Below are 22,047 nucleotides of genomic sequence, written 5' to 3'. Positions count from 1 at the left end.
GCTGGTTGAAAGAGTTGCTCCATTGCTTTTCAATGGAGCAGATTTTTAGCAGCGGCCAATCTGCGAGGGGGTTGAGTTCGCTGGCTTCATAGAAACGTGCCAAGGTCCTTTCATAAATGATTTTGTCTTCTGGGGTTCTAATAAATTTAATTGTTTTGGCCAGTTCAATGGCGTCGTCAAGAATTTCTTTGTAGCTTTCTTTGACTTTTGAGTCGGGCGTAATGCTTGGTTTTTCATTACGGGTGGGAATGGTTGCACCGTTCCAAGCTCTTATGAGCTCTTCTTTTATTACGGTGATACCGATGGCAGTTGGTAGCGGTTTGTGACCAATGGGGTCCGGCAAAACACAGACCTCTACACGACCTTGGAAGTTAACTTTGTCACGGATTTCTGCTACGTCTTTTAAGAAATCAACCGCGTGAGCGTATTCCAAGTCTGCGGTGTTGGTCAAAATTTTGAAATTGGGTACATTTTGTTCATGTAAAAAACGCTCAATAACGGAAGTTGAATAAGGCTTGCTTGCCGATTGCTCAATAAGGCTGTGTCCCAGACAGTACTTTTCAATGTCACGAATAGATGACTTGTGCGGATATTTATGCAGGTCTAGCTGAGGCACTTCTGCGATGGCCAAAGAACCTTTATTTAGGCTGGCCATCACTAGGCTGCCAAATCCACCCATTGACGATCCATAAAAAATTATATCTTCTTTCTTAATGTTCAGCTTTTTTGCAATCCGACTAACATGCCCTGACAAAATCTTCAGAACATCTTCTTCGCCATCGCCCAAAAACCAACCGCAATGAACTTCTGGTAATGAAAATGTTGGGTCATTCAGGGAGATTACGTTCTCTTTCAAATGATGACACCAAGACCAGCGATGGAAGACTGCCTCTGGTTTTTCTTTGCTCGCAGGGAGTGCTGACGGCATTAGGCAAACCAGCTTCTTAGAATCTTCAACGAAGTGTCCAAAACAGTCGAATTTGTGTATGGGCGTAGCATTGTCATAAATATGCAGGTGCGTATTGTACTTTACAGTTTCTGTCTCAAACTGCTCAATGGCGATTTTTTCAGGTGAAAATTCCACTGTCTCAAAGCCTTTCAATAATAAGTATTTCTTTGGAAGCGATTTTTTCGCTTGAGCGATTTTGTGCAACATTTCGGCTGGCATTTGCAGATAATGATTTAAATTTTTCAGCGTCAAAATAAATCGCTTCAATGGCGTTTGCAATTTCGCTCGGGTCTTCTGGCGTGACAAGTCTTCCGCATGTTTCATCTACAAACTCCGGAATTGCTGCCACATGATTTGTGATCGGGACTAAGCCCGCCGCCATTGCCTCATCCCGCGACACTCCTTGGGTGTCCATGCGGCTTGGGCATAAAAAGACGCCATAATTCTTTTGAATGTCGGCTATAGCTTCCTGTCTAAGAAAACCTCTATCTATCTGAACATTCGAATACTGCCGCAACGGCGCCAACGTCTCTTCAAATAATGGTCCATCACCAATCATCCGGAACTCCAGCTCATTGAACCAAGGTTTCTGTGCCAGCAACTGAATGGCCTTGACGCTCAAGTCATTGGCGTAGGTGCGTGACGCATACGGCCGAATCGACAAGATCTTCTTACGCTGTTCAACCGGCTTTTCCACATAAGAAAACAGCTCGGTATTGATCGGGTTATGAATGATCTCGTACTGGTTTTCTGGCAGGCGGAAGCCGAGGTCTTCCATCACTTCTTCGGCGAAGTAGCGGGATACAAACACCAGTTTCAGGTTGGCCGGCATGGGTTGCAGCAGGTTGCGCCAGAAGCTCATGCGCTTGTCGCTGTCGAGTTTGCCCAGGGCCAGTTGTTCATCGGTGGTGAAGTTGTATTCGCGGCGCCACCACGGTTGGATCTCGGCGCCGTGGACCCATACGATGACCTTGGTGGTGTTCAGGTGTCGGCGCAGGACTTCCCACATGTCTGGGTCGAGGAAGTGAACCAGGATGGTCTTGTAGGCACCCGACTCCAGCATCTTCGCCAGGGTGGCCTGGGAGCCGGTCATGACGTCGACGTTTTCAAACTCGTGATAGCTGACCGCTTCGTTCTTGCGCAGGCGGAATACGTCCACGTTGACGCCACGTTCCTGATAGGCGGTGACGCGGGTGTGGACGAAACCGTTGCGGTACAGATCGTCATAGGCCGGGTAATGGTTGGTCAACAGCAGGTGTTCGGATTTGGCGAGCATTTCCGATGGCTGCAGATCGCGGTGCCCCAGGACCAGTGCCTTGATACCGGCGCTGCCATTGGCATAGGCACGGATGCCCAGGCGAATGAAGGCGGCCTCTGGCGGGATATCGCTGGTCTGGTTGCGGTTGGCGTGTTGCATGACATGACTGATGCGTTGTTTCTGGGCATCGAGGAACAGCACGACCAACTGGATGTTCAGGCCAGGGGTGGCGTCAAGGAACAGTTTGAGTTGTTCACCCGATGCCAATTCGGCGACAGGCAAATCCGTCTTGGCGTACTGGTACTCGTGCTTGCCGTCGGCGAGCGAAGAGCTGATCTGCCAGGTGTCTACGTCAATGTGTTCTTCCAGATGCTTGCTACGAATCGGTCCGAACATTGCGGCCAGGTCACGCCCGCAGATCTCTGCGCTGGTGTGGCTGACCTTGAGCGGTTCAATGGCTTCGGCACGGCGTTGCAGCTCGTCAATGCCGATGCCGGTGTACAGATTGAGGTCGTCTACGACCTCCGTCACGTCTTGCCCGCGGGCACCCGCGGCGTTTCGGCAGTAGTTGAACGCATCGATCGCCAGTGATTGCTCGAACTCGTAGTTCAACTTCGGCAGGGTTTTGAGCCACTCGCTGGTTTGTTGCTCGGCAATCAGTGCGGTTTTGATCAGTGCGGCGCGCGCAGCAATGCTGGCCGGGCGACGATAAGCCTGACCTGGGTTCTGCAAATGGATGCCGTCATCCTTGCGCACATAGTGGGCAACTTTACCGATGACTTCAGCCTGGTTGTAGCGCGTCGCCAGGACCATATCGAGCAGGTAGTTCGGGCCGTAGTAGTCCTCGCTGGCCATGGCCGCGAACCACGGCGCATCACCGGCCAGTTCACCAAGGCTGGTTTTTTTCAGCTGTTTGCGCGAGATCAGTTTTATCCGTGGGTCTTTGACTGCAGTTTTGCCGACGGTGTCGTTGACGACGACATGCATGCTCACGTTGGTGTAGCGCTGACGAAGCAGGTGCTGGGTCAGGGCTTCGACTTCGGCGCTGTTGGCAGCATCGGCGATAATGCAAATGCGCGGCTGGCTTTCTTCCTGGGCCTTGCCGGTCACTTTGCTCATCACATAGTTGAGGCGGTGCCCATAGGTGTGTTCTTGCATCACTTTGCGCAGGGCAGCCAGGCGCAGCTTGTCACTGTCGCGTTCGTTACCTGCCAGTGTGTTCAGGCGGCGCAGCATTTCCGGGCCGCTGTCGGTGGTGATCACCAGGTCGCCAAACAACAGGCGCACACCGCGGGAGAAGTTGCTGACTGTCACGGTGTTGGAGCCAAGCAATTCAAACACTCGGCGGGCGAACATTGACTGCGACTGCTTGATCGAGTTGAGGTTGATCGCGTAACGGTAGCCTTTGTAGGCGCGGTCGATCTGCTCGAAGCTCAACGTACCAACGATGTACGGCTGGTATTGCTCGGGGAACTGGTAGTTGGGGTCGTTCTTGCCAAAGTTGCGGTCGAAAATTTCCAGCGGACGGAAGTTCGGCAGTTCGCTGACAAAATTACCCAGGTCGCGGGTACGGTCGGGGTAACGGGTGTAGTAGGCGCCAGCGAAGCAAAACGCATCTTTACGCTCGTACAGTTCAACCGGGTTGTGCACCGCCGGTTGGCAGGCGAACGGCAACAGATACACCCGATCATGTCCGAGCGCACCCTTGTAGCGATGAATGCAGTCGATGTCGGTAGTGAACACGAAGTCGAACTGTTTGGCGGTAGACAAGAAGGTCTCGAAGTGGACCGGATCCTCTTTGTTCCAGAAAACCGAGGGTACCTTGTGGTCTTTGCACCATTTAAGGATGTCTTGCAGTTCGTGGCTGTTATGGCCGACTTTGCTGCCCCACAAGTCATCTTTGCCGCGCCAGGCTGATTCGATAAACACCAGTTCGGGCTGGAATTGCTGCAGTTGTTCCTGCCAATCCGCAGGGGTCAGTTGCAGCAGGTTGCATTCATGGCGGTATGAGCCGTAGGTGAATTCGTCCATCACACAGGCGACTTTCAAGGATGCGGCATTGCCCTGCTCGTGGTTGAGCAAGCAGTTGCGCACATACTCGGTGTCGGCGAGTGCTGCGGGCAAGGCGACGTCTGTTTTGGCGATGTGTTGTGGCGCAGGCAGCAGCGCTGACGGGCCGTCAAAACCAATGGCTTTCTGGGCTATGTCTTTGCGGGTTTTGCTGGCCTGGCGGTACAGGTTGAACAAGGTGCCTGGCAAGCGAATGATGCCGCCCAGCGAGCTGCCGCTGGCCTTTAGTTGATAACCCAGCTGGTAGGTAAGGCTTGAGCGGGTTTTGATCAGGCGCTGCTCTGCCAGATGGCGTTTGGCATTGGCACGATGCAGGTTGTCGTTGAGCTCTTCGATTTTTTGCTGCTGGGCGGCGGTTTGTCCAAGCAGTTTTTCAAGATTGCTTTTCAGATGAGGGATCTGCGTACCCGTGGCTTCGCGATACTTTTGATTGGCGGCCTCAAGCCAGCCTTTTGAAGACTGCAGCTCGCTTTCCATGCGCAGGCGAGCGTCATCCCATTGCTCCTGCGTGGTGGCAAGCAGTTGCTCGGCAGCCTCGCGACTGGACAACTCCAGTTGCACCTGTTCTTGCAGGTCGGCATTTTGCTGGCGAAGCTCTTCCAGGGCGCAGGTCTGTTGCTGCAGGGCCGTCGTGAGCTTGTCTCGTTGCAGCAGAGCCTCCTGGGATTGATGCTCAAGTTGGTTGAGGCTCAACTCCAGGTTTTGTCGGGTTGCGCGTTCGGCTTCAAGCTGGTTGGTGATAATTAGATGCTGGTCGGTCTTGATCTGCAGCTCTCTGTCCAACTGCGCCACATGGGCTTCGCAGGTGGCCAGTTCGTTCTCCAGCAGTGGGCGGATGGCGCGCTCTTGTTCAAGGTGGCCGGACAGCTCGGTAATGCGTGCGCGGCACTCCTTGAGCTGGCTGTTCAGCTCCTGCATTTCCTGTGCGTGGAGATTTGTCAGGTCATCGACTTGCAGTAGCAGCGTGTCGATATCTTCTTCCAGCCGTGCCTGGATGGCTTCGTGGGCGTGCAGCTGTTGTTCGGCATCATGGTTGATGCTGATGAGTGCTGTCTCTGCCTGATGGCGCCCCGATTGTTCTTCGGTCACCAACTCCTGCAGCCGAGCGTTCTGGGAGGCAAGGGTCTGCAATTGCTGGGTGAGCGCATGCAGCTCTATCAGTTGCTGGTCTTGTTGTTCGACCGCTGACTGGTTTTCTGTTTGCAAGGCTGCTACTTGTGCCTTGAGCAACTCGTGCTGGGTTTGGGTGTGCTGCAATTGTTCCTGGGTGTTTTCAAGTCGGGCATGCAGGTCTGTGAGCTCTTTATCATTCTGCTCAAGACGGGCCTTTTTGGTGTTTTCCAGTTCAGTTAATTGTGACTTGAGCTGTTGCACCTGCTCGGTGGCCACGCGGTATTTTTTGTTCGCCTCGTCCAGGCGCAGCTTGATATCAGCCTGCTCGGCAAGCATTGCTTCCTGGGCAAGATTTTTTTTCGTGAGTTCTTCCACCTGTTGTGCCTTGGGCTTGAGCTGGGCAATTTGTTCGGTGGCCGCACGGTATTTCTTGTTGGCTTCGGTCAGGTTCTTGCTGGTGTTGGACAGGCTGTTCTGCAGGTTGCGCTCGATCGCTTCGAAGGCTTTTTCCAGGTTTTGTACCTGGGCCATATCCAACTGCACGGGGGAAGGGGCGGTGGCGTCGGTTTTTTTGACCGCCACCATGCCCAGCCACTTGCCCAGTACTTTGATCTGGGTGATGTGCAGGTATTCGTTCAGCAGGCGGAAGGGCTCAAGCAGGTAGAACGTGTGCTTGTGGTCGATGAAATCATTTACCCCGAATGGCACGGTGATGATCAGTCGCCCGTCGGGCTTGAGCAGCGACGCAGCTTTCTCGACAAACATTTCCGGACGTACGAGGTGTTCGAGTACTTCGCTGATGACGATGGTGTCGGGTTCAGCATCCTCGACGTTCAGGGACAGGAAATCCGCGTTCACGTAGGAGACTTTGGCCTGTACATGGGACGGCTCGGCCGCCATGTACGATTTGGCTTCTTCAATAGCCTGGGGGCTGGTGTCGACACCGATCACGTCGCAGCCCTCGCGGGCCAGCAATAGCGGCACGATGCCCTGTGAGCAACCTACATCGAGTACCTTCTTGCCCGAAACCTGTGCACAGATCCAATGGATACGTGCCTGGGTTTCGCGCATGAAATGCTCGCCCAACTTCCCGTAGTAGGCCTCCATTACACGGTCGTGAATGTCTGCCAGGGCTGTAGGGGCTTCCGGCGGCGTGGGGAGTTGGACGCTAGTCATCTTTAATTCTCTTCTCAGGCAGCAAACACGCCAGCAGCATCGATTACAACGGCGCCATCTCGCATTTTTGCCATCTCTTTGAATTCACGGTGCTTGACCAGCAATACGTGAATGTGCGCGCTGTCCAGGGCATAGTCAGTGTCTACCAACTGATGCGCGGCCAACTTTTCAGGCAGCTCCTGAATGTTGGGTTCGATGAGCTGTAGCGTCACGCCCAGTTCATCGCTCAACTGTCGGGCGATGTTGAGGGCTGGGCTTTCACGCAAGTCATCGATGTCTGGCTTGAAAGCCAAGCCATAGCACGCGATCTGCACGGTGCTGGCGGACTGTTCCGGATGGCTCAGCAAATAGTCGGCCACGGCCAGTTTCACTTGTTGAACGACCCACTGCGGCTTCTGGTCATTGACTTCGCGGGCACTACGGATCAAGCGGGCCAGCTCTGGGGTTTTGCTGACGATGAACCAGGGGTCGACCGCGATACAGTGACCACCGACGCCGGGGCCGGGCTGCAGGATATTGACCCGAGGGTGGTGGTTGGCCAGGCGGATCAACTCCCACGGGTTGATTTCCAGTTCGGCGCAAATCATTGACAGTTCGTTGGCGAACGCGATGTTGACGTCACGAAAGCTGTTCTCGGTGAGCTTGCACATCTCGGCCGTGCGGGTGTCGGTGATAATGCACTCGCCCTCGACAAACGCGCGGTAAAGACTCACGGCGGCGTTGGAGCACTTGGGGGTCATACCGCCAATGATGCGATCGTTGGCAACCAGTTCCCGCAAGACATGGCCTGGCAACACACGCTCAGGACAGTGCGCGATACGGATGTCGGAATCTTCGCCATGGGTGGCCGGGAAGGTCAGGTCCGGGCGAGCTTGGGCAAGCCACTCGGCCATGCACTCCGTCGCTCCGACAGGGGAGGTTGACTCCAGGATAACCAAGTCATTCTTTTTCAAGACGCTGGCAATCGACTTGCTTGCCGCCTCGATGTAGCCCAGGTCCGGCTCGTGGTTTTCCTTGAAGGGTGTTGGAACCGCAATCAGGAACGCATCGGCCGGTTCGGGTACCGTCGTTGCCCGCAGGTAACCTTCGGTGACGGCGGCATGAACCAACATATCAAGATCGGGCTCGACGATATGAATCTCGCCACGATTGATGATGTCTACAGCGCGCTGATTGACATCAACGCCAATGACTTGCTTCTTGCGTGAGGCGAAAATGGCTGCTGTGGGCAGGCCGATGTAACCAAGTCCAATGACCGAAATGCGGGAGAAATTCATGCTGCTGCCTCGTTTCGTTGCGCGACCAAAACCATCAGCGCCTCACGGATGTGTGCACAAGCCTTACCGTCGCCATAAGGGTTATGGGCAAAACTCATTTTTTGATAAGCCACTTCGTCGCTCAGCAACTCGCTGAGGTGGTGGGTAATGGAGTCCACTTCTGTGCCAACCAGCTTCACTGTGCCGGCTTCGACGGCTTCGGGGCGTTCAGTCGTGTCACGCATCACCAGGACAGGTTTGCCCAAGGCAGGTGCTTCTTCCTGGATACCGCCGGAGTCGGTAAGGATCACGTAAGAGCGCGTCATCAGGTAAACGAACGGCAGATAATCCAGTGGTTCGATCAGATGCACGTTGTTGATACCTGCCAGCAGGCGTTTTACGGGTTCACGAACGTTCGGGTTCAGGTGCACCGGGTATACGAACTCAACATCGGGGAATTGCTGGGCAGTGTTGACCAGCGCTTGGCAAATACGCTCGAAACCGCCACCGAAGTTTTCGCGCCGATGGCCGGTGATCAACACCATGCGCTTGTCACGAGGCAAGAATGCAAACTGCTCCTCGAATTGCGCTTGGAGTGGCGAAGCTGGACTACTTAAACGATCGACCACGCTGAGCAGGGCATCAATCACGGTGTTGCCGGTAACGTGAATGGCCGAGGAGGCGACTCCTTCTTTCAGCAGGTTCTGCCGCGATGTTTCAGTGGGCGCAAAATGGAGGGCAGCAAGAGTACCTGTTAACCGCCGGTTGCCTTCTTCGGGCCATGGCGAATAGAGGTCGTTGGTACGCAGGCCTGCCTCGACATGGGCAATCGGGACTTGTTGGTAATAGGCGGCCAGGCTAGCGGCAAAGGTAGTGGCGGTGTCGCCATGAACAAGGATCACATCGGGCTTGAAGTCTTCAAGGATGGGTTTGAGCCCTTGAATAATCGCCGTCGTCACGTCTGTCAGTGTTTGCCCGGCTTTCATGATGTTCAAGTCGAAGTCGGGCGTCAGCTCGAATAGTTCAAGCACTTGGTCGAGCATCTCACGGTGCTGCGCGGTGACGCACACCCTCGACTCAAAACGAGGGTCGCTTGCCAGTTCCAGAACCAAAGGGGCCATTTTTATGGCTTCGGGCCGGGTCCCGAAAATGGAAAGCGTCTTGAGGGGCATATATGAATACTTCTTCACAGATTTAGCGGTGAGCCAATGTCAGGATGCGACGCGCTTGCTGGCACGTCACTAGAATCCATTCCAATGGTAAAAAACGTCTGCAGCAGACCGCAGATGCGGTTTTGCGCAACTGAAAATGCATAGGTGGGAGGGCAAGAGGCGTAGCTTTTGGGCACTCCGTGCTCGTGACAACTCCATAACTGGCGCATGAAGATTTTTTATATCTTTTCACTGGCAATTTTGCTGGAACCGCCTACGCAGCACGGAAGATATCATTTTGAATTTGTTGTGCCACTAACAAATTCACAAACTTTTCACTTTACAAGCTCTGCTTGGACTGCTAACAAATTTTGACTTTATGCTAGTGAAAAACGTGCACATTCAGGCAAAAGTCTCGATAGATGTGCGATTTTTCTGATGTTATTGAAGATTTTACGTAGCTGGCGTTTTCAATTTCTCTTGGTAAAGCTCAGACAAAAAAAATTACAAAAAAATGAATTGTCTGACCAATATCGAGTCTGGGAGTGCGGCAGGCGGGTATGGCTTTTAAATACTGAAAGGCTATGGCTCTGGCAGCGGGCGCTTTCAACCATCCTAGTGGAGGTCCTGCTTTCTTTCTGTATGAGGTGATAGCAGGGTTTTGGCGTTGTATTTCCCTTCACGGGACAGCTGCTCATACAGCCACATACCTTGGGCTGGACAACAGTGGGCGGAGTCTGTTGTCCAGCCCTCAGGTCAGGCGCGATTGTGGTTTTGATCGAAGATCAACCCGCCAGCATCGGGTAGCTAAACAACCCGAAATGCAGCAGATTCAAACCAAAGTGTGTGGCGATCGCCGCGCCCAGGCCGCCGAAGCGGTAGGCCAGGCCATACCCCGCGCCGGCGATACTGGCCAGCAGCACCCATTGCCAACCTGCACCCACATGCACCAGGCCAAACAGCAGCGAGGCCAGCAGCAAGGCGAGGTTTTCGCCATAAGGCAGTTGCTTGAAGCGCCGGCTCAGGCCGCCCTGGATATAGCCGCGAAACAGTGCTTCCTCAACCAGGGTCACCAGTAACAGGTTGTTCAACACCCAGAGCCAGGCCTGGTCCGGCCATTTGGGCGCCCAACTGATAATGCCCAGAAGCACCGCCCCGCCGAGGGCGGCGATGGTGGTCAGGGTCAAGGCCAGGGCCGTGGCATAGATCGACAGGCGCAACGGGCGGCGAGCGACGATCCACGGGCAGACCAGCAGCAGCCAGAAACCAATCAACGGTTTGTCCTGGTTCAGGTACATCGAGAAGGGCACGGCATCAGCGCTGAAGCGCTGCGGGTCGATCCCGCGACCGTTGTAGAAACCGGGCAGCCAGTGCATCGCCAGGCCGAGGGCCAATACAATGAACAGGCCATGGCCGAGGTAGCGGGCCCATGGGATGTGTTGTTGGCGCACGGCGTAACCTGCCACCAGCAAGAGGCCGATGGACACCAGGGCCAGTAAACCCAGTTGCCCGTAGGCCAGGGCCAGTGCATAGCCGATGGATAGAAGTGCCAGGTACAGCCAGGGTAAAGCGGGCATTGAAAATCCTTGTGACGTAAAAATGACGCAATTGCTTTTGCAGGAACCGGCAAGCCGGTTCCTGCAACGGGTGCGTATTATAGCGGCGGGACCTGGAGGCAAAAATGAAAACACCGCCCGTAGGCGGTGTTTTGTCTGGCTTGACGCGTTATGAAGCAATCAACTGACGCAGTACATAGTGCAGAATCCCGCCCGCCTTGAAGTACTCAACTTCATTGAGGGTGTCGATCCGGCACAGCACCTCGACTTTCTCGCTGCGGCCATCTTCGCGGGTAATCACCAGCGTCAGGTTCATGCGTGGCTCGATCTCGGCATGGGTCAGGCCGAGGATGTCGATCTTCTCCTTGCCGGTCAGCTGCAGGGCCTTGCGGTTCTGGTCCAGCTTGAACTGCAACGGCAGCACGCCCATGCCCACCAGGTTGGAGCGGTGGATGCGCTCGAAGCTCTCGGCGATCACCGCCTTGACCCCCAGCAAGTTGGTGCCCTTGGCGGCCCAGTCGCGGCTGGAGCCGGTGCCGTATTCCTGGCCGGCGATCACCACCAATGGCGTGCCGGATGCCTGGTATTTCATGGCCGCATCGTAGATCGGCATCTTCTCGCCGGTAGGAATGTAGAGGGTGTTGCCCCCTTCTTCGCCGCCGAGCATTTCGTTGCGGATGCGGATGTTGGCGAAGGTGCCGCGCATCATCACTTCATGGTTGCCGCGGCGCGAGCCGTAGGAGTTGAAGTCCCGCGGTTCCACACCCTGTTCGCGCAGGTAGCGTCCGGCAGGACTGTCGGCCTTGATATTGCCGGCAGGGGAGATGTGGTCGGTGGTCACCGAGTCGCCAAGCAGCGCCAGGATATTGGCGCCCTGCACATCCTTGATCACCGGCAGCGGACCGGCGATGTCATCGAAAAACGGTGGATGCTGGATATAGGTGGAGTCTTCTTGCCACACATAGGTTGCGGCCTGCGGCACTTCAATGGCTTGCCACTGTGCGTCACCGGCAAACACCTCGGCGTATTCCTTGTGGAACATGCCGGTGCTGACCTGGGCCACCGCGTCGGCGATCTCCTGGCTGCTGGGCCAGATATCGCGCAGGTAGACCGGCTGGCCATCCTTGCCGGTACCCAGGGGCTCGCTGCTGATATCAATGCGCACGGTCCCGGCCAGGGCATAGGCCACCACCAGCGGTGGCGAGGCCAGCCAGTTGGTTTTCACCAGCGGGTGCACGCGGCCTTCGAAGTTTCGGTTGCCGGACAGCACCGACGCTACCGTCAGGTCGGCTTGCTGAATGGCTTTCTCGATAGGCTCAGGCAGCGGCCCGGAGTTGCCGATGCAGGTGGTGCAGCCATAGCCCACCAGGTCGAAGCCCAGTTGGTCCAGGTAGGGGGTCAGGCCGGCGGCGTTGTAGTAGTCGGTGACCACCTTGGAGCCGGGCGCCAGCGAGCTTTTTACCCAGGGCTTGCGGCTCAGGCCCTTTTCCACGGCTTTTTTCGCGACCAGGCCGGCGGCCATCATCACGCTCGGGTTGGAGGTGTTGGTGCACGAAGTAATCGCCGCAATCACCACCGCGCCGTTTTTCAGGCGATAGGTCTGGCCTTCGAAGTCGTAGTCGGCTTCACCCACCAGGTCGGCATTGCCCACCGCAACACCGCCACCGCCTTCACTTTCCAGGCGACCTTCTTCCTTGCTGGCAGGCTTGAACTGCAAGTCGAGGAAGTCGCTGAAGGCCTGGCTCACATCCGGCAGTGAGACCCGGTCCTGTGGGCGTTTCGGCCCGGCCAGGCTGGCCTCGACAGTGCCCATGTCGAGGGCCAGGCTGTCGGTGAACACTGGTTCTTCACCGGCGTTGCGCCACAGGCCCTGGGCCTTGGTATAGGCCTCGACCAGCTTGACGGTGGCGGTAGGCCGGCCCGACAGGCGCAGGTAGTCCAGGGTCACGTCATCCACTGGGAAAAAGCCGCAGGTGGCGCCGTATTCCGGGGCCATGTTGGCGATGGTGGCGCGGTCGGCCAGGGGCAGGTCGGCGAGGCCGTCGCCATAGAACTCGACGAACTTGCCCACTACGCCTTTTTTACGCAGCATCTGCGTGACCGTCAGCACCAGGTCGGTGGCGGTGATGCCTTCTTTCAATTTGCCGGTGAGCTTGAAGCCGATCACTTCCGGGATCAGCATCGACACCGGCTGGCCGAGCATCGCCGCTTCTGCCTCGATACCGCCCACGCCCCAGCCCAGCACGCCGAGGCCGTTGATCATGGTGGTGTGGGAGTCGGTGCCCACCAGGGTGTCGGGGAAGGCGTAGGTGCGGCCATCTTCGTCCTTGGTCCACACGGTGCGGCCCAGGTATTCCAGGTTGACCTGGTGACAGATGCCGGTACCCGGCGGCACGACGCTGAAATTATCAAAGGCGCTCTGGCCCCAGCGCAGGAACGCATAACGTTCGCCGTTGCGCTGCATTTCGATATCGACGTTTTGCTCGAAGGCGTCGGCATTGCCGAACTTGTCGACCATCACCGAGTGGTCAATCACCAGGTCCACCGGCGACAGCGGGTTGATGCGCTGCGGATCGCCACCGGCCTTGGCCACGGCGGCGCGCATGGCGGCCAGGTCGACCACGGCGGGTACGCCGGTAAAGTCCTGCATCAATACCCGGGCCGGGCGGTACTGGATTTCGCGATCGGAGCGGCGCTCCTTGAGCCAGGCGGCAAGGGCCTTGAGGTCGGCGCCGGTGACGGTTTTGTCGTCCTCCCAGCGCAGCAGGTTTTCCAGCAGCACCTTGAGGGACATCGGCAACTTGTCCAGGTCTCCCAGGCTCTTGGCGGCTTCGGGCAGGCTGAAGTAGTGGTAGGTCTTGCTGTCGATCTGCAGGGTCTTAAGGGTTCTCAGGCTATCAACGGATGACATTACATGACTCCTTATGGTCCGCACGGCTACGGACCTGACGGGACGAACAGAGCTTATAAGCTAGCCCGGTTTTCAGTAGCAGGCTAATTACTGGACTCTATGGGCAAGTCCAAGGTTCCGAACTCAGCTATCATGCGCGCGTTTTCATGACAGGCATTGCGATAGAGCAAGCCAGTTGCCAGGAGATTCAATGAACACCCTTTTTATGCACTGCCGCCCGGGTTTTGAAGGCGAAGTCTGTTCCGAGATCGCGGAACACGCCGCGCGCCTGAACGTTTCCGGCTATGCCAAGGCCAAGACCGGCAGCGCCTGCGCCGAATTTGTCTGCACCGAAGAAGACGGCGCCCAGCGCCTGATGCGCGGCCAACGCTTTGCCGAGCTGATCTTCCCAAGGCAGTGGGCGCGCGGGGTGTTCATCGACTTGCCGGAAACCGACCGCATCAGCGTGATCCTCGCGCACCTGCGGGATTTCCCGGTGTGCGGCAGCCTGTGGCTGGAGATGGTCGATACCAACGACGGCAAGGAACTGTCGAACTTCTGCAAGAAATTCGAAGTGCATCTGCGTAAGGCCCTGCTGGCCGCCGGCAAACTGGTCGAAGACCCGAGCAAGCCGCGCCTGCTGCTGACCTTCAAGAGCGGTCGCGAAGTGTTTATGGGCCTGGCCGAGTCAAATAACTCGGCGATGTGGCCGATGGGCATCCCGCGCCTGAAATTCCCCCGTGACGCGCCCAGCCGCTCGACCTTGAAGCTGGAGGAGGCCTGGCACCACTTTATCCCCCGCGACCAGTGGGACGAGCGCCTGCACGGCGACATGACCGGCATAGACCTCGGCGCAGCGCCAGGCGGCTGGACCTGGCAGTTGGTCAATCGCGGCATGCTGGTGACGGCGATTGATAACGGCCCCATGGCCGAAAGCCTGATGGACACCGGCCTGGTGCAACACTTGATGGCGGATGGTTTTACCTTCACCCCCAAGCAGCCGGTGGACTGGATGGTCTGCGATATCGTCGAGAAACCGGCGCGTAACGCGGCCCTGCTGGAAACCTGGATTGGCGAGGGGCATTGCCGCGAAGCGGTGGTCAACCTCAAGTTGCCGATGAAACAGCGCTACGCCGAAGTAAAACGCCTGCTGGAGCGCATCGAAGAAGGCTTCAAGGCGCGGGGCATCCGGGTAGAAATCGGTTGCAAGCAGCTGTACCACGACCGTGAGGAAGTGACCTGCCACCTGCGCCGCCTGGACGTAAAGAAACCCAAGGCCCGCTAAAGACGACCTTGTAGGAGTGAGTGATGAGCGACATTTTTGACCCTGCCGTCGACGGCACCCTCGACGCCACCGGCCTCAACTGCCCGGAGCCGGTAATGATGCTGCACCAGCACATCCGTGACCTGGCGCCCGGCGGCCTGCTCAAGGTGATCGCGACCGATCCCTCGACCCGCCGCGATATCCCCAAGTTCTGCGTGTTCCTGGACCATGAACTGGTGGAACAGCGCGAAGAGGCGGGGACTTACCTGTACTGGATCCGCAAGAAGCTCGCTTAAACCGCCGTGCGGATGCGCTTGCGCGCACTGCGTGCCAGGCGCACCACCAGCATCGCCGCCGCGCAACTGAGGCCGACGATCAGGCCCTGCCACAAGCCGCTCGGGCCGCTGGGCTGGCCCAGCCAGTCGGTCAGCCCCAGCAAGTAACCCACCGGCAGGCCCAAGCCCCAATAGGCGAACAGGGTCAGGACCATGGTCACCCGGGTGTCCTGGTAGCCACGCAACGCGCCGGCGGCCGTCACCTGGATCGCATCCGAGAACTGGAACAGCGCCGCAAACACAATCAGCATCGCCGCCACCTGGACCACCTGCGGGTCGGCGGTGTAGATCGTGGCGATCTGCTCGCGAAACAACAGCATCAGGCTGCACGATAGGCAGGCATAGGCCAGTGCGGTGCCCATCCCCACGCCAGCGGCGAAGCGCGCTTCACGGGGTTCGCCACGGCCCAGGGCCTGGCCGACCCGCACGGTCACGGCCATGCTCAGGGAGTAGGGGATCATGAACACCAGGGAACTGAAGTTCAGGGCGATCTGATGCCCGGCGACCACGGTTGCGCCCAGGCTGCCGATCAGCAGGGCGATCACCGCAAAGATGCTCGACTCGGCAAATACGGCGATGCCAATCGGCAGGCCGATGCTCAGGATACGCTTGATCACCGACCATTTCGGCCAGTCGAAGCGTTTGAACAGCTCGCTGGCGTGATAGGCCGGGGCCCAGCGGGTCCACCCGACGAAGCCCAGCATCATTGCCCACATCACAATCCCGGTGGCCCAGCCGCAGCCCACGCCGCCCATGGCCGGCACACCGAAATGGCCATAGATGAACACGTAGTTCAACGGAATATTCAACGCCAGCCCGCCCAGGCCGAGGAGCATGCTTGGGCGCGTGCGGCCCAGGCCGTCACTGAAGCAGCGCAGCACGTAGTACAGCGCCACCGCCGGCATGCCCGCCGCGATGCCGTGCAGGTAGCCCATGCAGGGGGCGATCAGCTCGGGATCGACGTTCATCGCATGCAGGATCGGTTCGGCACTGATCAGCAGCAATGACGCGGTGCCTCCCACCACCAGCGCCAACCACAACGCCTGGCGCACCAGCGGGCCGATCTCGGCGTGGCTGCCGGCGCCAAAGCGCTGCGCGACTTTGGGGGTGGTGGCCAGCAAGGTGCCGGTCATCAACAGATACACCGGAATCCAGATGGAGTTGCCCAGGGCCACTGCCGCCAGGTCTCGCGCACTGACGCGCCCGGCCATCACCGCATCGACAAAACCCATGGCGGTGGTTGCCAGTTGCCCGATCATGATCGGCAGGGCCAGCGCCAGCAGGCTGTGGACTTCCCGGCGAACGCGGGCAGGGCGGGAGAGGGTTGTGGTGGCAGTGTTCACGTACAGATGTCCGATAAGGGAGAACTCAGGACGGCGCATTCTACGCCTTGACGGATGGGTCAGGAAAATACCTGTGTAGCGGATTTGTAAACGTGCCACAGGCTGGTGCCTGTACACTGCGGGTCCGCCAAAGGAGCCTGCCATGCTGATTGTTGCCGACGAAAATATCCCGCTGCTCGATGCGTTCTTCGAAGGGTTTGGCGAGATCCGCCGCGTGCCCGGTCGGGCCATTGACCGCGCCGCCATTGAACAGGCCGATGTGCTGCTGGTGCGCTCGGTGACCAACGTCAACCGCGCGCTGCTGGAAGGCACGCCGGTACGGTTCGTCGGCACCTGCACCATCGGCACCGATCACCTGGACCTCGATTACTTTCAGCGGGCCGGTATCCAATGGTCCAGCGCGCCGGGTTGCAACGCCCGGGGGGTGGTGGATTATGTGCTGGGGAGCCTGTTGACCCTGGCTGAAATCGAGGGCGCAGACCTGAACCAGCGGACGTATGGCATCGTCGGTGCCGGTGAAGTGGGCGGGCGCCTGGTCAAGGTGCTCAAGGGCCTGGGTTGGAAAGTGCTGGTCTGCGATCCGCCACGCCAGGTCGCCGAAGACGGTGATTACGTCAGCCTGGAACAGATCATCGAGCAATGTGATGTGATCAGCCTGCATACCCCGCTGAAAAAATCCGGCAGTGGCTCGACCTGGCACCTGCTGGATCGCCAGCGCCTGGAGCAGTTGCAGCCGGGTACCTGGCTGATCAACGCCAGCCGCGGCCCGGTGGTGGATAATGCGGCGCTGCGCGAGGTGTTGCTGGACCGCGAAGACCTGCAGGCGGTGCTGGATGTGTGGGAAGGCGAGCCCGAAGTGGATGTCGAGTTGGCCGAGTTGTGCGTGCTGGCGACCCCGCATATCGCCGGCTACAGCCTGGACGGCAAGCAGCGCGGCACGGCGCAGATCTACCAGGCGCTGTGCGCGCACCTTGGGCAGCCGGCGAGCATTCAGTTGAGTGACTTGCTGCCTGAGCCTTGGCTGGCGGAGGTTAACCTCAATGCCAGCACCGACCCGGCCTGGGCCCTGGCGACGCTGTGCCGCAGCGTCTACGACCCGCGGCGCGATGATGCAGATTTCCGCCGCAGCCTCGTGGGCACTGTGGAGGAGCAGCGCAAGGCGTTCGACCTGCTGCGCAAGCACTATCCGGACCGCCGCGAGATTGACGGCTTGAAGGTGCGGATCAGCGGTGAGTCGGCAGCCTTGCAGGCCCTCGTCACCAGCTTGGGCGCAAGCCTTTGCTGATCGACATAGCGCAGGCATAAAAAACCCGGCCACCTGGGCCGGGTCTGAAAGAGCTGGGGCGTATCAGCCTTGCTGGGCAGGCTTGACCAGTTTCTGCTCCAGTTCGGCGCAGGCGCCCTGGATCATCTCTTCGGTAATCTGCACTTCACGGCCCTGTGCATCGATGTACGAGCAAGGCAACTGCTGTGGCTGGCGGATTACTTCAACTTTGTCAGTGCTGCTGGTTTGCAAGGACATGGCCTGTCTCCTCATCAGGTTGTGTACCTACTCTAATTCCCCCGCGTGACCGAGCTGTTACAACTCCATGGCCCGTCGACGGATCGAATGCCCACTCCAGCAGAAATCACGCTGGATTTCCAGCCGGAGTTTAGACCGATAGCCTCTAGGGCCTAGTCTTGCCGAGCATAATTAACCTGACTCATTGTGATTTGCCCAAGTTCAATCCGATTGCAGTGTAGGCTTGGGGTTGTCTTCCTCAGGTGATGCTTTCCATGCTTTCAGCCCGTCAACGCCGCGCCATTCGCCTGGCCACCCGCTTTATTGCCCCCTATCGCTGGCAGGCCGTCGGCGCCTTGCTCGCGCTGATCGTTACCGCAGGCATTACCTTGTCCATGGGCCAGGGCATTCGGCTGTTGGTGGACCAGGGCTTTATGACCCAATCGCCGCACCTGCTCAACCAGTCCATCGGCCTGTTCATGATCCTCGTGCTGGGCCTGGCGGTGGGCACGTTTGCGCGCTTTTACCTGGTGTCGTGGATCGGCGAGCGGGTGGTGGCGGACATTCGTCGGCTGGTGTTCAACCACCTGATCTACCTGCATCCGGGGTTCTACGAGCACAACCGCAGCTCGGAAATCCAGTCGCGCTTGACCGCCGACACCACATTGCTGCAATCGGTGATCGGCTCGTCCTTGTCGCTGTTCCTGCGCAACGCGTTGATGGTGATCGGCGGGATTGTGTTGCTGTTTATCACCAACCCCAAGCTCACCAGCATTGTGGTGGTGGCGCTGCCGCTGGTGCTGGCGCCGATTCTGATCTTCGGTCGCCGCGTGCGCAGCTTGTCGCGCCAGAGCCAGGACCGGATTGCCGACGTCGGCAGCTACGTGTCCGAGACCCTGGGCCAGATCAAGACCGTGCAGGCCTACAACCATCAGGTGCAGGATGAGCAGCGCTTCGCGCGGACGGTGGAGGAGGCGTTCACCACGGCGCGCAAACGCATCGTCCAGCGTGCCTGGCTGATCACCCTGGTGATTGTGCTGGTGCTGGGTGCCGTCGGCGTGATGCTGTGGGTGGGCGGCATGGATGTGATTGCCGGGCGCATCTCCGGCGGTGAGCTGGCGGCCTTTGTGTTCTACAGCCTGATCGTCGGCAGCGCCTTTGGCACCTTGAGCGAAGTGATCGGCGAGTTGCAACGGGCTGCCGGGGCGGCAGAGCGAATCGCCGAGCTGTTGCAGTCGAGCAATGACATCCAGGCGCCGGCGACTGGTGCGATCAAGTTGCCGCAACGGGTCAGTGGCCGTCTGGAGCTGCAAGACCTGTATTTCTCCTACCCCTCGCGTCCTGACCGCTATGCCATCGAAGGCCTGAACCTGAGCGTCAAGGCTGGCGAAACCCTGGCCCTGGTCGGCCCGTCCGGGGCGGGCAAGTCCACCCTGTTCGACTTGCTGTTGCGTTTCTATGACCCGCAGCAGGGGTAGGTGCTGCTCGAAGGCCAGCCGCTGACCGATCTCGACCCGCTGGACCTGCGCCGCTGCTTTGCCTTGGTGTCCCAGAGCCCGGCGCTGTTTTTTGGCAGCGTCGAAGACAACATCCGCTACGGCAACCCGCAGGCCAGTTTTGCCCAGGTCGAAGAAGCGGCGCGCATTGCCCATGCCCACGATTTCATCCTGCAAATGCCTGACGGTTACCAGACCCATCTGGGGGATGGCGGCCTGGGCCTTTCCGGCGGTCAGCGCCAGCGTCTGGCCATTGCCCGGGCCTTGCTGGTGGATGCGCCCATTCTGTTGCTGGACGAGGCCACCAGTGCCTTGGACGCGCAGAGCGAGCATTTGATCCAGCAGGCGTTGCCGCAACTGATGCAGGGGCGCACCACTCTGGTGATCGCCCACCGCCTGGCCACGGTAAAAAACGCCGACCGGATCGCGGTGATGGATCAAGGGAAATTGGTCGCAGTGGGCACCCATCAGCAGCTGATTGCCAGCAACCCGCTGTATGCGCGGCTGGCGGCCCTGCAATTCAGCGATGGCCACGACGAACCCTAAAAAAATGCCCGCGTCTCACAACGCGGGCACTTGCAGCTTCAAGCGGGCAGCATTGACCGGCTGTTACTGGTCATCAAAATAACGTTCGTGCCAGTCCACCAGCGGCTGTGGCGAGTTGAGCTTCTGCCCGTAGATCACCGAATAAGACAGCACGTTCTGCACATACTGGCGGGTTTCGTCGAACGGGATGCTCTCCACCCACACGTCGAAACTCAGGTGGTCGGCGCCGCGCAGCCATTGGCGTACGCGGCCAGGGCCGGCGTTGTAGGCCGCGGAGGCGAGCACGCGGTTGCCGTTGAACTGGCTGTGCACCTGGCTCAGGTAGGCGGCGCCGAGTTGGATATTCTTGTCCGGGTCCAGCACCTGCTGCGGTGACGCCAGCGGGATGCTGAACTTGCGCGCGGTTTCCTTGGCGGTGGCGGGCATCAGTTGCATCAGGCCGCTGGCGCCGACGCCGGAGCGGGCGTCATCCATAAACGCGCTTTCCTGACGGGTAATGGCAAACACCCAGCTCGAATGCAGGCCACGGACCTTGGCTTCACGCACCAGAGTGTCGCGGTGGGCCATGGGGAAACGGATATCCAGGTCGTCCCAGTACTTGGCCTGGCTGATGGTGCGGATCGCCGGGAAGTACCACTTCATGTCGTAGGCAAGCTTGGCTTGGGCAACCATTTCGTCACGGTTGAAGTGGCGGCTGACGTGATACCACTCGCGGCGGCCGTCGACGATCTGGCCACGGGCATAAAATTCCAGGGCGCGGCGTACACCCGGGGTATTGCGCACCTTGTTGACCAGCGCCTGGCTCATGACCAGCGGCTGATTATTGAGTTGATACGGGGCCTGGGAGCGATCCGCGGCAAGGAAACCATAAAAATCCCGCTCCTTTGCCAGGCCCTTGTACAGCACCAGTGCATGGGGGTTCTTCGGCTCGGCCAGTTCCAGGGCGCGGGCCTGCCAGTAGCGCCAGCGGTTGGTGGTGGCCAGGTCCTGGGGCAGCTTGCGGGTCAACTGGTAGGCATCTTCCCAGCGGGCCAGGCGCAGCAGCAGGCGCAGGCGCCATTCGGAGACGGTGTTGTCACGCAGTTCCGGGTCGTATTTGGTCATCACATCCAGGGCGCGCGGGTCGTAGCGGCGCGCCAGGGTCAGGCCGATTTCCCGGGCGATGGAGACTTTTTCGTCACGGGAGAAGTGCATGCTGCTGGCATACCCATCCAGCAGGGCCATGGCTTGTTCCGGATTCTGGCGCGCCAGGCGGCGCAAGCCCAGGCCGACGGCGTCGGACATGGCCGCGGTGGCCGGCAGGAAGCGTGATGGGTCGCTGAGCATGGCGGGCTTTTGCGCCACATCCACCATCAAGCGGCCCTGGGCGCCCAGGGTGGGCAAGGTTTTCACCAGGCTGTTGGCCAGCGCATAGTTACGGGCTTCGGCGGCCAGCTTGGTGCGGTCCCAGATTTTCTGTTCGGTCAATTGCCCGGCGGCGGCCCATTGGCCAAAGGTGGCATCGCAGGCGGCGGGTTGGGATTTACCGGTCATCCACAGGGCTTCGGCGGTCTTGTAGCCTTCGGCCTTGAGGTTGTGGCTCAACTGGTATTGGCCGTGGAGGCAGTCCAGTTCGGTGAAATTGAGCTTGGCGTCGTAGTACTTTTCAAAGGTCTGCCAATCGCCACGCTCGGCCAGCCAGCGCAACCAGCGCAGTTTCATCCAGTTGGCCTGGGGCAGGTCGCCATGTTTGGCCAGGAACTGTTCGATTTCCTGGTTGCTCGCGGACTTCAGGCGGGCGGTCAGTTCGTCATAGGCCAGGTAAGGCGTCAGTGGATAGTCGGCCAGGGCCTGGCTGTATTGCATGTACGGCCCGGTGTCACCTTTGGCCAGGGCGCGCTTGGCTTGGTCGTAATATTGGCGTTGGGTGGTCAGGTCCACGGCCTGGGCGGTCTGGACGGCGGTGGAGGAAAGAAGCAGGCAAGATAAAAAGCTGAAAAGGCGACTGCGCATGAGACGTCCGTGCAAAGAAATCAGGACTAGTGCCGGCGCCGCCGACACTGATTACCCCTAGCTTAGCCTTTTGCCTACAGCCGGTGAAAGCTTTGCTGGCTGCTTCGCTGAAGTTCTCAAGAAATGTCCTACAGAACGTGTCGGGCACGAA

The 22,047-nt window shown here is 58.7% G+C and carries 11 protein-coding genes and 1 pseudogene; 4 read left to right on the top strand and 8 right to left on the bottom strand.

Annotated elements, in window-relative coordinates:
* Positions 1 to 1,088 precede the first annotated feature (1,088 nt).
* The 5 genes from K1X80_RS20380 to acnA form a co-directional block, all read right to left on the bottom strand.
* Positions 1,089 to 6,566, bottom strand: coding sequence for a methyltransferase domain-containing protein (locus K1X80_RS20380; RefSeq protein WP_220172484.1), 5,478 nt, complete (start codon positions 6,564 to 6,566; stop codon positions 1,089 to 1,091).
* A gap of 14 nt (positions 6,567 to 6,580) precedes the next feature.
* The gene (wecC, locus tag K1X80_RS20375; protein WP_198792170.1) at positions 6,581 to 7,843 is read right to left on the bottom strand and encodes a UDP-N-acetyl-D-mannosamine dehydrogenase; all 1,263 of its coding nucleotides are present in this window, start codon (positions 7,841 to 7,843) and stop codon (positions 6,581 to 6,583) included.
* Positions 7,840 to 8,994, bottom strand: coding sequence for a non-hydrolyzing UDP-N-acetylglucosamine 2-epimerase (gene wecB / locus K1X80_RS20370; protein WP_120733806.1), 1,155 nt, complete (start codon positions 8,992 to 8,994; stop codon positions 7,840 to 7,842). The genes wecC and wecB overlap by 4 nt, the downstream gene beginning before the upstream one ends.
* 764 nt (positions 8,995 to 9,758) lie before the next feature.
* Complete coding sequence (locus K1X80_RS20365; RefSeq protein ID WP_057960306.1) at positions 9,759 to 10,550, bottom strand: CPBP family intramembrane glutamic endopeptidase; 792 nt, start codon at positions 10,548 to 10,550, stop codon at positions 9,759 to 9,761.
* A gap of 148 nt (positions 10,551 to 10,698) precedes the next feature.
* On the bottom strand, positions 10,699 to 13,440 hold the full coding sequence (acnA, locus tag K1X80_RS20360; protein WP_120733803.1) for an aconitate hydratase AcnA: 2,742 nt from the start codon (positions 13,438 to 13,440) through the stop codon (positions 10,699 to 10,701).
* A gap of 190 nt (positions 13,441 to 13,630) precedes the next feature.
* On the opposite strand from acnA, the gene rlmM reads away from it, so the two are divergent.
* Together rlmM and tusA are read left to right on the top strand one after the other, a co-directional pair.
* Entirely contained in the window at positions 13,631 to 14,704 is a 1,074-nt protein-coding gene (gene rlmM / locus K1X80_RS20355) for a 23S rRNA (cytidine(2498)-2'-O)-methyltransferase RlmM (protein ID WP_200657087.1), read from the top strand.
* A gap of 23 nt (positions 14,705 to 14,727) precedes the next feature.
* Positions 14,728 to 14,979 (top strand): sulfurtransferase TusA, encoded by a 252-nt coding sequence (tusA, locus tag K1X80_RS20350; protein WP_057438513.1) that lies wholly within the window; start codon positions 14,728 to 14,730, stop codon positions 14,977 to 14,979.
* Here tusA and K1X80_RS20345 read toward each other — a convergent pair.
* Positions 14,976 to 16,361 carry an MATE family efflux transporter gene (locus K1X80_RS20345; protein WP_057438638.1) on the bottom strand — a complete coding sequence of 462 codons (1,386 nt, stop codon included), beginning with the start codon at positions 16,359 to 16,361 and terminating at the stop codon, positions 14,976 to 14,978. The two genes, tusA and K1X80_RS20345, sit on opposite strands and share 4 nt — an antisense overlap.
* Positions 16,362 to 16,503: 142 nt before the next feature.
* Between K1X80_RS20345 and pdxB the strand changes: the two genes are divergently transcribed.
* Entirely contained in the window at positions 16,504 to 17,646 is a 1,143-nt protein-coding gene (pdxB, locus tag K1X80_RS20340; protein WP_057960303.1) for a 4-phosphoerythronate dehydrogenase PdxB, read from the top strand.
* A 63-nt stretch (positions 17,647 to 17,709) separates the two neighbouring features.
* Here pdxB and K1X80_RS20335 read toward each other — a convergent pair whose 3' ends face one another.
* Entirely contained in the window at positions 17,710 to 17,883 is a 174-nt protein-coding gene (locus tag K1X80_RS20335) for a PA1571 family protein (RefSeq protein ID WP_032863322.1), read from the bottom strand.
* 245 nt (positions 17,884 to 18,128) lie between these two features.
* Here K1X80_RS20335 and K1X80_RS20330 point away from each other — a divergent pair.
* A pseudogene (locus K1X80_RS20330) lies at positions 18,129 to 19,904 on the top strand (ABC transporter transmembrane domain-containing protein).
* A 63-nt stretch (positions 19,905 to 19,967) separates the two neighbouring features.
* Here the strand turns inward: K1X80_RS20330 and K1X80_RS20325 are convergent.
* Positions 19,968 to 21,896, bottom strand: a complete 1,929-nt coding sequence (locus tag K1X80_RS20325) for a transglycosylase SLT domain-containing protein (protein WP_057960301.1) — start codon at positions 21,894 to 21,896, stop codon at positions 19,968 to 19,970.
* Positions 21,897 to 22,047 lie beyond the last annotated feature (151 nt).

This window comes from Pseudomonas sp. So3.2b (assembly GCF_019464415.1).
GTDB lineage: Bacteria > Pseudomonadota > Gammaproteobacteria > Pseudomonadales > Pseudomonadaceae > Aquipseudomonas > Aquipseudomonas shahriarae.
The sequence above is the reverse complement of the archived record's forward strand: the minus strand, read 5'-3'. Positions and strand labels throughout refer to the sequence as shown.

Coding starts and splice junctions, on each gene's coding strand:
- tusA (WP_057438513.1), top strand. CDS start 14,728: ATGAGCGACATTTTTGACCCTGCCGTCGACGGCACCCTCGACGCCACC.
- K1X80_RS20365 (WP_057960306.1), bottom strand. CDS start 10,550: ATGCCCGCTTTACCCTGGCTGTACCTGGCACTTCTATCCATCGGCTAT.
- rlmM (WP_200657087.1), top strand. CDS start 13,631: ATGAACACCCTTTTTATGCACTGCCGCCCGGGTTTTGAAGGCGAAGTC.
- wecB (WP_120733806.1), bottom strand. CDS start 8,994: ATGCCCCTCAAGACGCTTTCCATTTTCGGGACCCGGCCCGAAGCCATA.
- K1X80_RS20325 (WP_057960301.1), bottom strand. CDS start 21,896: ATGCGCAGTCGCCTTTTCAGCTTTTTATCTTGCCTGCTTCTTTCCTCC.
- acnA (WP_120733803.1), bottom strand. CDS start 13,440: ATGTCATCCGTTGATAGCCTGAGAACCCTTAAGACCCTGCAGATCGAC.
- K1X80_RS20380 (WP_220172484.1), bottom strand. CDS start 6,566: ATGACTAGCGTCCAACTCCCCACGCCGCCGGAAGCCCCTACAGCCCTG.
- K1X80_RS20335 (WP_032863322.1), bottom strand. CDS start 17,883: ATGTCCTTGCAAACCAGCAGCACTGACAAAGTTGAAGTAATCCGCCAG.
- pdxB (WP_057960303.1), top strand. CDS start 16,504: ATGCTGATTGTTGCCGACGAAAATATCCCGCTGCTCGATGCGTTCTTC.
- wecC (WP_198792170.1), bottom strand. CDS start 7,843: ATGAATTTCTCCCGCATTTCGGTCATTGGACTTGGTTACATCGGCCTG.